This window comes from Oceaniglobus ichthyenteri, assembly GCF_003057885.1.
Taxonomy (GTDB): domain Bacteria; phylum Pseudomonadota; class Alphaproteobacteria; order Rhodobacterales; family Rhodobacteraceae; genus Oceaniglobus; species Oceaniglobus ichthyenteri.
Genome location: NZ_QAGK01000001.1, coordinates 355,781 through 369,426 on the forward strand (window position 1 = coordinate 355,781; position 13,646 = coordinate 369,426).

The 13,646-nt window shown below is 60.2% G+C and carries 12 protein-coding genes; 5 read left to right on the top strand and 7 right to left on the bottom strand.

All coding sequences use genetic code 11. The features are described from left to right. Positions 1–213 precede the first annotated feature (213 nt). From C8265_RS01635 to C8265_RS19370, 5 genes are read left to right on the top strand one after another with little or no spacing between them, the layout of a single operon-like run. Positions 214–1,326 carry a TRAP transporter substrate-binding protein gene (locus tag C8265_RS01635; RefSeq protein ID WP_108482217.1) on the top strand — a complete coding sequence of 371 codons (1,113 nt, stop codon included), beginning with the start codon at positions 214–216 and terminating at the stop codon, positions 1,324–1,326. A 60-nt stretch (positions 1,327–1,386) separates the two neighbouring features. Continuing rightward, complete coding sequence (locus tag C8265_RS01640) at positions 1,387–1,971, top strand: TRAP transporter small permease subunit (RefSeq protein ID WP_108482218.1); 585 nt, start codon at positions 1,387–1,389, stop codon at positions 1,969–1,971. After that, positions 1,968–3,389: a TRAP transporter large permease gene (locus C8265_RS01645; RefSeq protein WP_108482219.1), complete on the top strand. Its 1,422-nt coding sequence runs from the start codon at positions 1,968–1,970 to the stop codon at positions 3,387–3,389. The genes C8265_RS01640 and C8265_RS01645 overlap by 4 nt, the downstream gene beginning before the upstream one ends. Next, positions 3,379–4,716, top strand: coding sequence for an amidase (locus tag C8265_RS01650; RefSeq protein WP_108482220.1), 1,338 nt, complete (start codon positions 3,379–3,381; stop codon positions 4,714–4,716). Before C8265_RS01645 ends, C8265_RS01650 begins: the two co-directional genes overlap by 11 nt. Next, positions 4,713–4,871 carry a hypothetical protein gene (locus tag C8265_RS19370; protein WP_164512233.1) on the top strand — a complete coding sequence of 53 codons (159 nt, stop codon included), beginning with the start codon at positions 4,713–4,715 and terminating at the stop codon, positions 4,869–4,871. Before C8265_RS01650 ends, C8265_RS19370 begins: the two co-directional genes overlap by 4 nt. 465 nt (positions 4,872–5,336) lie before the next feature. Here C8265_RS19370 and C8265_RS01655 read toward each other — a convergent pair whose 3' ends face one another. The 7 genes from C8265_RS01655 to C8265_RS01685 are packed head-to-tail and all read right to left on the bottom strand — an operon-like array spanning position 5,337 to position 13,538. After that, positions 5,337–7,022 carry a hydantoinase B/oxoprolinase family protein gene (locus C8265_RS01655; protein WP_108482221.1) on the bottom strand — a complete coding sequence of 562 codons (1,686 nt, stop codon included), beginning with the start codon at positions 7,020–7,022 and terminating at the stop codon, positions 5,337–5,339. A 3-nt stretch (positions 7,023–7,025) separates the two neighbouring features. Next, a complete protein-coding gene (locus tag C8265_RS01660) occupies positions 7,026–9,074 on the bottom strand; it encodes a hydantoinase/oxoprolinase family protein (protein ID WP_108482222.1) in 2,049 nt (682 codons plus the stop codon). 50 nt (positions 9,075–9,124) lie between these two features. Beyond that, the gene (locus C8265_RS01665; protein ID WP_108482223.1) at positions 9,125–10,096 is read right to left on the bottom strand and encodes an ABC transporter ATP-binding protein; all 972 of its coding nucleotides are present in this window, start codon (positions 10,094–10,096) and stop codon (positions 9,125–9,127) included. After that, entirely contained in the window at positions 10,093–11,067 is a 975-nt protein-coding gene (locus C8265_RS01670) for an ABC transporter ATP-binding protein (RefSeq protein ID WP_108482224.1), read from the bottom strand. Before C8265_RS01670 ends, C8265_RS01665 begins: the two co-directional genes overlap by 4 nt. Then, complete coding sequence (locus C8265_RS01675) at positions 11,064–11,945, bottom strand: ABC transporter permease (protein ID WP_108482225.1); 882 nt, start codon at positions 11,943–11,945, stop codon at positions 11,064–11,066. The genes C8265_RS01670 and C8265_RS01675 overlap by 4 nt, the downstream gene beginning before the upstream one ends. A gap of 1 nt (position 11,946) precedes the next feature. After that, positions 11,947–12,921 (bottom strand): ABC transporter permease, encoded by a 975-nt coding sequence (locus C8265_RS01680; protein WP_206050229.1) that lies wholly within the window; start codon positions 12,919–12,921, stop codon positions 11,947–11,949. Continuing rightward, positions 12,918–13,538 carry a glutathione S-transferase family protein gene (locus C8265_RS01685; RefSeq protein ID WP_164512234.1) on the bottom strand — a complete coding sequence of 207 codons (621 nt, stop codon included), beginning with the start codon at positions 13,536–13,538 and terminating at the stop codon, positions 12,918–12,920. Before C8265_RS01685 ends, C8265_RS01680 begins: the two co-directional genes overlap by 4 nt. Positions 13,539–13,646: the final 108 nt, after the last annotated feature.

The following is a 13,646-nucleotide window of genomic DNA, read 5'->3' on the forward strand; positions in this document are numbered from 1 at the left end:
CCAGACCGCTGACAATAATGTTTACGCATTGGTAAATATCTTATACCAATCTTTGTTAGTGGCGATGGGGTTTCCGCTTTACAGGCGGTCTCAAAGCTGCGTTTTAAATTATGCCACGGGTTCAATATGTTGGTATTGACTGTGGCATGGTGAAGCGCACAAACCAAAGTGCGGCACGATATCTGGGAGGCTAACGTGAAAAACAATGCAAACATGGGCCGACGGTCCTTTCTGAAGAAAACAGCGCTGGGCGGCACCGCCGCGGGCGTGGGCGCACTGGCCGCGCCTGCAGTCATGGCGCAAGCGCCACGCGTGCTGAAAATGCAATCATCCTGGCCATCCTCCAACGTCTGGCAGGAAATGGCGCAGGACTATGTGACCCGCGTCGAAGCCATGTCGGGGGGCCGCCTCAAGATTGATCTGCTGCCTGCAGGGGCCGTTGTCGGCGCATTTCAGGTGCTGGATGCGGTGAACGATGGCCTGCTGGATATCGGCCACGATGTGCCGGTGTATTGGTACGGCAAGAACAAGGCGGCATCGCTGTTTGGCACCGGACCCGTGTTTGGCGGTTCGGCCACGACGATGCTGAACTGGTTCTATGAGGGCGGCGGCAAGGCGCTGTATGATGAGCTGACCCAGGATATCATGGGCCTCGACATTGACGGTTACATGGCGTTCCCGATGCCCGCACAGCCCTTTGGCTGGTTCAAGAACCCGGTCACCACCGTTGAGGAAATTCAGGGGTTCAAATATCGCACCGTGGGCCTTGCGGCCGATCTGTTGCAAAGTATGGGGATGTCGGTGGCACAGCTTCCGGGTGGCGAAATCGTTCCGGCCATGGAGCGGGGCGTGATCGACGCGTTCGAATTCAACAACCCCTCGTCTGACCGCGATTTCGGTGCACAGGATGTGGCCAAGAACTATCTGCTGTCGTCCTATCATCAGGCGTCGGAATCCTTTGAATTCCTGTTCAACGGCCTGTTGATGGAAGACATGGAGCCTGACCTGAAGGCAATCCTGATCCATGGCGTCGAAGCGGTTTCAACCGCAAACACCGCCAAGGCGGCGCGCCGTTACTCGGCCGATCTGAAATGGTTGCAGGAAGAAGCAGGCGTCGATGTCTTGCGCACCTCGAAAGAGATTTTGGCCGCACAGATCGAAGCCTGGGATAAACTCATCCCCGAGCTTGAGTCAGATCCGTACATGAAGAAATGTCTGGACAGTCAGCGCGCCTGGGTCAAGGACGTGGTGTTCTATGAACTGATGAACGCCCCCGATTATGCCCTAGCCTATGAGCATTACTTCCCCGGTAAGCTCAAGCTCTGATCGCACGGCACCCCCGCCCTTTGTGGCGGGGGTTTTCCACGGACCTTTGGGGAAAATTTGATGCTGCACTATATTCAATTCGCCGATGCTGTTTCAGCATGGTTCGGCAAAACCTTTGCGTGGCTTATCGTTTTCATGGCTGCGGGCACAGGATACGAGGTGTTCGTGCGGTACGTTCTGAACAGCCCGACCGCCTGGGCGCTGGACGTATCGTTTATCATGTACGGCACGTTGTTCATGATGGGCGGGGCGTACACCTTGTCACGGCGCGGCCATGTCAGGGGCGATTTTCTGTATCGGCTGTGGTCAACACGCTGGCAGGCGCGGATTGATCTGGTGCTGTATTTCCTGTTTTTCTTTCCCGGGGTTCTGGCGCTTATCTTTGCGGGCTGGAAATATGCCGGACGCTCGTGGCAATACGGCGAAGTGTCGGTCAGCAGCCCCGCAGGCATTCCCATTTACCAATTCAAGACGGTCATCGTGGTGGCGGGCATTTTGCTGTTCATCCAAGGTATCGCCGAAGTCTTCCGCTGCATCCATTGTATTCGTACCGGCGTTTGGTTGCAGGCCGATGAAGACGTGTTCGAAACCGAAGATCTTTTGATGAAACAGGCCAACCAGGCCGAAAAGGACGCCCATCCATGACCGATCCGCAGGTCGCCCTGTTCATGCTGGGGCTTTTTATCGTTTTCGTTTTCCTTGGCTTTCCGATCGCTTTCACCCTGATGGCCATGGGCATCGGGTTTGGCTATTACGCCTATTTCGACGAACGGCGCATGTGGCGCGCCTATGACAGGCTGGATGCCGAACTTGCCTCGTGGTGGGATCAGGCCAGCCTTTGGGTCGAGGGGTTGTTCAACAACCGGGTGTTCGATCTGTTCGTCAATCAGACCTATACGGTGATGAGCAACGAAGTGTTGACCGCCGTGCCGCTGTTTTTGTTCATGGGGTACATCATCGAGCGGGCGAACATCGTCAGCCGGTTGTTTGACACGCTGAACATCGCCTCGCGCAGGGTGCCGGGCAGCATGGGGGTGGCCGCGCTGATCACCTGTGCGCTGTTTGCCACGGCCACCGGTATCGTGGGCGCGGTTGTGACGCTGATGGGTTTGCTGGCGCTGCCTGCGATGTTGAAGGCGCGCTATGATCCGTCATTCGCGGCCGGCATCATCTGTGCCGGTGGCACCTTGGGCATTCTCATTCCACCGTCGATCATGCTGATCGTTTATGCCGCCGCATCCAACGTGTCGATTGTGCGGCTGTATTCCGGTGCATTGCTTCCCGGGCTTACCCTGACCGGGCTTTACCTGATTTATGTGGTGGGCCGGTCGATCCTGCAGCCCAGCGTCGCGCCAAAACCCACCAGAGAAGAAGTGCCAGACGTGGCCACGGGCAAATTGGTGATGATGATCATCACCTCTTTCGTGCCACTGGCGTTCCTTATCTTTTCGGTGCTGGGGTCGATCCTGTTTGGTCTGGCCACCCCGACCGAGGCGGCATCAATTGGCGCTCTGGGCGGCATCCTGCTGGCCTTCCTGTACCGCGCGATGACCTGGCAACGGATGCGGGAATCGGTGTATCTGACCGTGCGCACCACCGCGATGGTATGTTGGTTGTTTGTCGGGTCCTACATCTTCAGCTCGGTGTTTTCGTACCTGGGCGGCGAACACGTGATCAGCGAATTCGTGCAATCGCTGAACCTGACTCCGCTGATGTTCTTGATCTTGGCACAGCTGATCATTTTCCTGCTGGGCTGGCCGCTGGAATGGTCGGAAATCATCATCATCTTTGTGCCGATCTTCCTGCCGTTGCTGGTGATCTTTGAAATTGATCCGTTGTTCTTCGGCGTCCTGGTGGCACTGAACCTGCAAACCAGTTTCCTGACCCCACCGATGGCGATGTCGGCCTATTACCTCAAAGGCATCGCACCCCCCGAGGTAAAGCTGACCCAGATCTTCAAGGGCTGTTTGCCGTTCCTCTTTTGCGTATTGATTGCGATGATCCTGATGTATGTTTTCCCGCAAATCGTGTTCTATCTGCCGAATGCTTTCTATGGCAGTTGATCGCACCCCCCCCGCCAATGCGGGCGACGCCGAAACCCTGCGCGACAAGATTGCGCAGGGCGCCGTGTCCGTGGCCGATACCGCCGCCCACTATATCAAACTGATCGAGGCGGCCGAGCCCGAGATCGGCGCGTTTGCGTGGTTTGATGCCGATTATGTGCGCAAACAGGCCGAAATGCTGGATAATCAACGCAGCGCCGGGCGCGCCATCGGGCCGTTGCACGGCGTGCCGGTGGCATTGAAAGATGTCATCGACACCGCGCATATCCCCACCGAAAACGGCACCGCGCAAGATGCCGGGCGGGTGCCACGCACCGATGCCGCATTGGTCGAACGGTTGAAATCGGCGGGCGCCTTGATCCTTGGCAAAACCGTGACAACCGAACTCGCTTTCATGGAGCCTTCGGCCACGCGCAACCCCCACAATCCCGACCGCACACCGGGTGGATCGTCGGCCGGATCGGCCGCTGCCGTTGCTGCGGGCATGACCCCGCTGGCGGTGGGCACCCAAACCGGCGGATCGGTCATTCGCCCTGCTTCATTTTGTGGCACCACCGGGTTCAAACCCACCTTTGGTGCAATATCGACACGCGGCGTGTTGGCGCAATCCCCCAGCCTGGACACCATGGGGGTTTTTGCCCGCACACCGCGCGACGCGGCGCTGTTGTGTGATGTGCTGTTTGCACCCGAACAGGCCGGAGTGGCGATGCCACCGCCGGGCCTGCTCAAAACGGTTGCAGCCGGCGCGCCCCTGCCGCCAACCTTTGCCGTGCTGCGCCCCCCCGGATGGGAGCGTGCCAGCCCCGAAACCGTGCAGGCATTCGACGAACTGTCCGCCGCCTTGGGGGATCAGGCGTTTGAAATTGCCCTGCCCAACCTGTTTGATCAGGCCGAATCCGAACGCCGCCGGATCAATCTGGCCGAAATGGCGCGGTGCTATCATGGCTATGGCAAAAACGGCGGGCTGTCCGACAGCGTGACCGCCGCCATAACCGAGGGCAATACGATCCTGGCGCGCGATTATATTGCCGCGCTGGATTGGCCAAAGGTTCTGAACGCCATGCTGGCCGAGATATTTCAACGCTGCGATGCCATTCTGTGCCCCGCCGCCCCCGGCCCTGCACCCGGGCGCGAAACCACCGGCGACCCCATTTTCAACGGATTATGGACCCTGTGCGGCACCCCTGCCGTTACGGTTCCAATCCTGGACATCGATGGCATGCCACTGGGGGTTCAACTGATCGGGCCGCGTGGCGGCGATGGGCGGTTGTTGCGCACCGCGCAGTGGCTTTACGATTGGATAGACACCGCAGGAGAAACACCATGAACTGGATTTTAGCGGCGCTTGCCTTTGTGACCTTCAGCGCCTTCATCGGCATTCTGATCTTTGCGGTGCCCAGTCCCGATCTGATCGCGGTTGCCGTGCTGACTATGGCCTTGGTGATCTATGATCTGGCCACTTCGGCCGGGCGCAAAAGCTGAGGTATTTGCCGGGGGCACACCCCGGCAAAGCGGCCCCAAACAGGTCGGCTGTGTTCTGTGTGATTTGACGACCGCGCGTCGGGCGCGCCGATTATGGTTCCGTTCAAATCAGCATGTGGTGCCGTGCTTATCACGCTGTGAAATAACCACGCCGCTATGCGCGCCCGGAAAGTCGCCCCCAAATTCACCCGCCGCCCGACCGGTGCCACGTCAGCCCTGAAAGTGGCGATGGCACCGATCCTTGGTTTGACGTGATCCCCTTGGTCACTGCAGAAACCCCCAATAACCTCGCGCAATTCGTGGCGGATGCCGTAACGATGGGCGCCGAAATCGAATGCGGCGGTGAGACACCCGGCGAAATGGCCATTTCGGGGTTCACCCGCACCAAAACCTTACCGATATGGGGGAATGACACACCGCGCGCGGTACCAATGGTACCGTTTGATCAGAACGGGGGGTTGGGGTTTACCGCACATACCCTTCTGCCAGATCCCGCGCCACAAGGGCCGGATCACGTTCGGCGCTGTCGCCCCAGCCGCCACCGCCCGCCGATTGCATTTCGATTACATCGCCTTTGCGGATCGTCAGCCCGATGGATTTAACCGGCAGCACCCGCTCATCGCCCCGCCCGGGGTTCAAAACCGCGCCTGCGGCTGCGCCTTCTTCGCCGCCAAAAATGCCCCAAGGGCGGGTATCATCGTTGGCCTGTTGGAAATAACAGCCAACAACCGCCTTTTGGGCCAATAACTCATACGATCGGCGCACCGCCAAACCGCCACGCTGTTGCCCCGCACCGCCGGAATTTGGCACCAGATCAGTGCGCAGCACGCGAAACGGGCTGACGGTTTCCATCACCTCGGCCGAGAGCAGCGGACAGTTGCCGCCATGGGTATCAACCGCGTTCTTGCCATCGGCGGATGCACAGGCCCCCATACCCCCACCCACGATATCCTGCACGATGTAATAGGGTGCGCTGCCGTCGGCGGCACGGCGCGCTGCGCGGTCATCCAGGCCCCCCGCCCGCAGGCTGGGAAACGAAATCTGCCCGCCCGCCGCCGCATGTTCGGGCATCAACGGCAGCATCGCTTTCAGCACCACCTCGGCCACGGCCTGTTGGGTGAAATGGCGCGAACTGACCGCACCGGGAAAGCGCGGGTTCAGAACCGTGCCTTCGGGCACATTGATGCGGATGGGTCGGTTCAGCCCGTCGTTGGGTTTGATCGCGGGGGCCAGCACGCATTTCATCGCGTAATTCACCATCGACACCGCCGAAGCATGGGGGCAGTTCAGCCCAAAATCGCGTTGTTCGCTGGTGCCGTCGAAATCGACGGTGATTTCATCGCCTGCCACGGTGATCGCCACCTTTAGGGTGATCGGTTCTTGGCTGACGATCCCATCCTCGGTCGGCAAACTGGCGCGATAGGTGCCATCGGGCAGGCCCGAAATCGTGTTGCGGGCATAGCGTTCGGTATAATCGAAACTGTCTTCGATCAGATCGCCAAACCGTTCCAGACCATGCTGATCGATCAGGGCACGCACGCCCGTTTCACCGGTGCGACAGCCCGCAACCTGGGCACGCAGATCACCAAGGCATGAACGCGGATCGCGCACATTGGCGGCGATGAATTGATAGACGATGGTGTTGGCCACACCCCGGTCAAACAGCCGCATCGGCGTGATACGGATGCCTTCGGAAAAGATATCAAGGTTGTCGGGCGCGGTGGAACACGGCACCTTGCCGCCGATATCCACATGGTGCGCCACGGTGGCCGCCACCGCCACCAAGGTTTCGCCGTGAAACACCGGAGAAAACAGCACCATATCCGGCGTATGGGTACAGCCTGAATAGGGGTCATTGGTCAGGATGGCATCGCCGTCCTCCCATGACTCGATCGGGATCGTGCGCGTCACGGCGGCAAAGGCCATGGGCAAGATGCCTAGTTGCGCGGCGATGGTTTCGGCCTGGGCGATGATTTCACCCTTTGGCGTCAGCAAGGCACAGGTGTAATCGTACATGTTCCAGATGATCGAGGAATAAGACGACAAGCGCAGCGCAGTCGACATTTCATCGGCCACACCCGAAAGCTGGTGGCGAAACACATCGCGGCTGATCGGATCGGTGCGGGTTTGGGCGGTGGGCGCGTGTGTCATGGCTTACTCCATCGTCAGGGTCAGAACACCCAGATCGCAGACTGTACCGGTTTGGCCGGGCAGGATCAGGGTGGTTGTATCGCTTTGCATCACAATCGCCGGGCCGCTCAGGCGGTGACCGGGGCACAGCGCGGCGCGGTCGTAAATCGCGCAGGTTTCAAATCCGCTGTCGTGGTCCAGATACATCCGCCCCTCACCGATCGGCTGTGCCGGGCCTTGGGTCGTATCATCGCGGCGCGCGAACCCGGCCTTGGGCATCACACCCGTGGCGGTACAGCGCAAGTTGACGATTTCAACCTCGGCGCTGGGGTCGGCATGGCCATAGACCCGCTTGTGCGCGGCGTGAAACGCGGCGGCGATGGCCGCGCCATCCCACCAATCGGGGGTGCCCGGCGCGTTCAGATCGACCGACAGTTCGTGAAACTGCCCGATACAGCGCATATCGGCAGTGAACGCAAACCGTTGATCGCCCGGCGCGATATGATCGCGGGTCAGCGATTGCGCCAGCTCATCGCGCATCTCGCCCAGTGCAGTGGCGATGGAATCGGGCGATACATCGGCCACCGGCGCGGCAAAGGGGCGCGCACCGGTATAAGACACATCGCACATCAACAGACCGTTCGCGGCAAACACGCCGGGGCGCGGTGGCACGATGATATCGCGCATCCCCAAGGCACGGGCGATGAACGGCGCCATCACCGGCCCTGCCCCGCCAAACGCCATCAATGAGAAATCGCGCACATCACAGCCCCGCGCGAGCGAGAGGGATTTCACCGCCTCAACCATCTGCGCCGCCGACAGTTCAACGATACCCAAGGCAGCCTGTTCAACGGTCAACCCCAAAGGCCCGGCAACATGGGTTTCAACCGCTGTGCGCGCGGCGGCAACATCCATTTCCAACCCACCGGCCAAGGCACCGGACGATCCGATAATGCCGAGAACCACAGTGGCATCGGTGAGGGTTGGCAGGGTGCCGCCTTTGCCGTAACTCGCCGGGCCGGGCACCGCGCCCGCCGATTGCGGCCCCACGGTCAGTGCGCCACCCACGTCGACCGCGGCAATCGATCCGCCCCCCGATGAGATGGTTTCAATGTCCAGCGACGGCACGCGCAACGGCTCGCCCGCCACCTCGCGCGCGGGCACCGGGCGCGGTGTTTCACCTTCGATCAGGGAAAAATCGGCCGAGGTGCCGCCCATATCAAAGGTAACAATATCGCCCCGCCCCATGGCCCGGCCCAATTCCGCCGCGCCAATCACACCCCCCGCAGGCCCCGACAACAAAACCTTGGCCGGGTTATCCAAGATCGCGCTGGCGGTGCCAACGCCACCATCGCTTTGCATGTAAAGTCGCGGCGCGGTGAACCCGATATCGCCCAGGCCGCGTTCAAGATCGTTGATATAAGCCCCGACCGCCGGGCCGACATAGGCGGCAATGGCGGTGGTGTTGGTGCGGGGGTATTCCTCGATCTGGCGGTTGATATCTGAAGAACAATAAACCGGCACACCGGGCAAGGCGGCGGTAAGTGCCGATTTCATCGCCTGTTCATGGCCGGGGGCATGGTGCGCAAACATCAATGAAATCGCCACCGCTTCGGGGTTTGTCGCGGCCACTTCGGCCACGACACGGGCAATTTCCGCGTCACTTAATGCGGTGACGGTTTCGCCAAAGGCATCGGTGCGCTCATTCACCTCGAACACCTGTGATCGTGGCACAAGGGCCAGGCGTTGGGGCGCGGTCAGCGAATAAATATCGGCGCGGCGCTGATCGCCAATTTCCAGCACGTCGCGCAATCCGGCGGTTACGATCAACGCGGTATGAGCGCCGCTGCGCGTTAACAGCGCGTTGGTGGCAATGGTAAACCCATGCACAAACAACCCCACATCGCCCGGTGCCAGCCCCGCCTCGGTCAGGGTATGTTCGATCCCGGCAACGATTGCGGTGCTTTTGCCTGCGGAACTGGGAACTTTTTCAACGCTCATCGCCCCGGTTTCGGTGTCGATCAGTACGATATCGGTAAAGGTGCCGCCAACGTCGGCCGAAAGATGTTTCATGGCTATGGGGCCCTTTTCACAACAGATTTTGCACGTGGGGACCGCCGCAATCAGGTCAGCGGAAAGAAACACGCGGCGCGGTGGCGCGTTCCTTCAAGCGGGGGCGCGGATTGGCGGCAGATGTCCTGCACCTTGGGGCAGCGGGTGGCAAAGGCACAGCCTTTGGGCGGGTTGACCGGGCTGGGCGGATCACCCTTGACCTGCATCGCGCGGGTATATCCGCGCGATTTGCGCCGCTCCAGCGATGGTGCAGCGGCCAGCAAGGCCGCGGTATAGGGATGGCGCGGATTGGCAAACAATTCATCGCAGGGCGCGGATTCAACGATCTGGCCCAGATACATCACCGCCACATCATCACAAACATGGCGCACGACGCCTAAATCGTGACTGATAAACAGATAGCTCAGCCCCAATTCGCCCTTGAGCCGCGCCAGAAGGTTGAGGATTTGCGCCTGAATCGCCACATCCAGCGCGCTGACCGGTTCATCGCAGACCAACAGGCGCGGATTGGTGGTCAGCGCCCGTGCGATGGAAATTCGTTGCCGTTGCCCACCCGAAAACTGGTGAGGAAACAGCGCCATCTGATCTTCGCGCAGACCCACCAGTTTGAACAGGTCGCGCACCCGGCTTACCCGTTCTTCGGGGGTGCCGATCTGCATCAAATCAAGGGGTTCGCGCACGATATCACCGACCCGCGCGCGCGGGTTGAGCGAGGAATAGGGATCCTGAAAAATCAGTTGCACATCACGCCGCCGGGCGCGCATGTCTTCATCGCTGAGTTGCAACAGATCTTCGCCGTCAAACAGGATTTGCCCGCCAGTGGCCTTGGTCAGGCGAATGGCGGCCATGGCGGTGGTGGTCTTGCCTGACCCGCTTTCGCCAACAATGCCCAACGCGCGGCCCTTTTCCAGGGTGAACGACACCGAGCGGACCGCCTCAAGCACCGGGCGGGGGGCGAACAACGACGGGCGCGGCAGGGTAAAGGCCACGCGCAAATCGCGCACATCCAATAGGGTGGTCATATCCGGCCCTCCTCTACGGCGTGACAGGCGGCAGGGTGCGCCCCGTGATCGCGCAACGCCGGTTTTTCACGCAAACACCGCGCATCCGCACTGTCACAGCGCGCGGCAAAGGCACAGCCCGCCCCAAGCAGGTGCAAAGGCGGCACCACACCGGGAATTTCACGCAGCTCACCTTCGGTCTTGGCAATGTTTGGGATGCAATCAATCAAACCGCGCGTATAGGGATGGCGCGGATTGTCCAGCACGTTATCGGCGGTGCCGGTTTCAATCACCCGCCCCGCATACATCACCGCGACCCGGTCGGCCATTTCGGCAATTGCGCCCATGTCATGGGTGATCAGCATGATCGCGGCACCAAAATCACGCTGAATTTCATTCAGCAAATCAAAGATTTGCGCCTGAACCGTCACATCGAGCGCGGTTGTGGGTTCATCCGCGATCAGCAGTTTTGGTTGGCACGACACGGCCATGGCAATCATCACCCGCTGGCGCATCCCACCCGAAAGCTGATGAGGGTAATCGCGCGCCCGCGCCTTGGCAGATGGAATACCGACCCTGTCCAACAGCTCCACGGCCGCCTTCATCGCGCCGTCGGCGCCGATATCCTGGTGCAGCATGATCGCCTCGGCGATTTGTGCGCCGATGGTGAACACCGGGTTCAGCGATGTCATCGGTTCCTGAAAAATCATCGCCATTTCCGCACCGCGCAGGGCGCGCATCCGCGCATCTGTGGCCTTGGTCAAATCTTCGCCCAGCAGACGGATCGCGCCCCCCGCCACACGCCCCGGCGGTGATGGCACCAACCCCATCACCGACAGTGCGGTGATCGATTTGCCACAGCCCGATTCCCCCACAACGCCCAGGGTTTCGCCTGCATTGACCGACAGCGATACGGAATCCAACGCCGTCACCGCACCATGGCGGGTATCGAACGTGACCTTGAGATCTTCGATTTCCAATAGTGGTTTCATCTTTGTCTCAGTTTTGGGTTGAATGCATCGTTCAGGCCATCGCCCACCAGACTGACCGCCAGCACGGTCAGGAAAATTGCCACACCGGGCAATGTAACCGGCCACCAGGCCACCAGAATGTAATCGCGATTGGCACCAATCATCATGCCCCAGCTGATCGCATTGGGATCGCCAAGGCCCAGAAACGACAGGCCCGCCTCAAACAAAATCGCCACCCCAACGGTCAGCGTGCCAGACACGATCAAGGTTGGCGCGGCATTGGGCAGGATCAACCGCCAGATGATGCGCCCGTTGCGCGCGCCGATGGCCCGGGCGGCCAGGACATATTCCAACTCCTTGACGCGCAAAAATTCGGCGCGGGTCAGGCGTGCGGTCTGTGGCCAACTGACCACGCCGATGGCAATCGCAATGGTCCAAAGTGACGGCGAAAACAGCGTGACCAGAACCATGGCAAACAGCAGCGCCGGCAACACCTGAAAGAACTCGGTCACGCGCATCAGCAGGTTGTCGATCCAGCCGCCATAATATCCGGCCAGCGCCCCCAAACCGACACCGATCAGCATGGTGATCAGCGCGGCAACCGCGCCCACGGCCAGGGTCGGACCGCCACCAATCAACAAACCGGCGAAAATATCGCGGCCCAGATAATCGGTGCCGAGGGGAAATTCGGGTGTGACGCCCGGCCGCTCAAGCGGCGCCCAGACAATTTCAAACGGATCGACATCATAAATGAACGTGCCGTACAACGTGGCGGCGATGATCGCCCCCAGCAGCACCAGCCCGAACAATGCCGGGCGGTTGCGCACAAACATGCTCCACGCCTCGCGCGCGGGGCTTTGCGCCTTGGGGGTGGCGGGGGCGGCAATCTGAGTGGTCATGTTATTGCCCCTTGAGGCGCGGATCGGCCCAGCGATAGGACAGATCGGTTATGATATTGGCCACGACCACCATGGCCGATGCGAAAAACAGCACCCCCATGATTGTTGGATAATCCCGGCGCAAAATGGAATCGAACGCCAACCGCCCCATGCCCGGCCAGTTGAACACCGTTTCAACCAGCAATGCGCCCGAGATCAGGTTGCCAAATTGCATGCCCGCCACGGTCAGGATCGGCAGGGCGGCATTGCGCAACGCGTGTTTGAACAGGATTGCACGCTCGCCTGCCCCCTTGGCCCGCGCGGTGCGGATATAATCCGACCCCAACACATCCATCATCGAGGCCCGCGATAACCGCGCATACTGCGCCAGATAAATCAACGCCAGCGTCAAAGCAGGCAACACCAGATGGTGCGCCACATCCAGCGCCTGCACCCAGAACGACGCGCCGCGCAACCGCATGGATTGCATGCCGTCCACCGGAAAGATCGGGATGATCGACGCAAACAGCACGATCAGCATGATCCCGGTCCAGAACACCGGCACCGCATATCCGATGGTGGCAACCACAGTCACAAAGCCCGACAATATCCCGTTCGGCTTGCGCGCCGCGATCACGCCCAGAAACACGCCGATCACGATCGACAGCACCTGTGCGGTGATGACCAACAGGATTGTCGGCAGCACCCGCTGTGCAATCAATGTCGCAACCGGTTGGTTGAAAAAGAAACTTTGGCCCAGATCGCCCTGGGCGACGCCGCTGATGTAAATCCACAGCTGGGTCATCAGCGGTTTGTCCAAACCGTAATCGGTGCGGATCTGCGCCAGGATTTCATCGGTTGCGCCACCCATTTCCCCAGCGATCACCATCGCCGGATCACCCGGCGCAAGGCGGATCAACATGAAGTTCAGGATCACGACCCCCACCATCAGGATCAGCCCGTAAAACAGCCGCCGCAAGAGGAAAGACACGCTCATCCCGCGGCCCGTGCGGCAAATTCCGGGCGCGCCTCGCAGGCATCGCGCAGGGCCGCCAGACGGGGGTGGCGCGCCGGATCGAACACCGGATCGGCCAGATTGGCGGCAAATGTCAAACCCGTGGCCAGCACGATATCAAGATACCCAAGATTTCCGCCAAGCGGTGAAATCCGCTGTTCCAGCGCATCCAGACCGCTTTTGCCCTGCGCCTCGCACAGGGCGATCCAATCCTGCGATACCAATTCCGCCGGACGGCGGGTTTTTTCATAATAGGCCGCCACCAGCTTTTCGACCACACCATTGGCAAGCGAAATCTGCTGCAATGCCTCGGCGCGCTCTGGACCTGAGCGCGCCAGAAGCCGCCCGTCGGGATCGTGGGCTTCCAGCAGCGTCAGCGCGATTGCCAGGCTATCCACCAACAATCCATCGGGGGTTTGCAGCGCGGGCACCCGGCCCAGCGGGTTCAGCACGCGCAATCGATCCTGCTCGGTGATGGCGGCAATCGGCTCAATCGTAAAAGGCAGGCCCAGCAGATCCAACAGGATCGCCGTGCGCCGCACATAAGGAGAGCCGAGGCGCCCGTATAAAACAAATTTATCGTCGGCGGTGCCTTGCATGATCTGCCTTCCGTTTATCTTTATCCGATTTGATTGTATTGTATTGCAATACGGTTGCGGCAAAACTAGTGTTAAGATATTCATCCTGTCAAGCCAAGACATGCACTT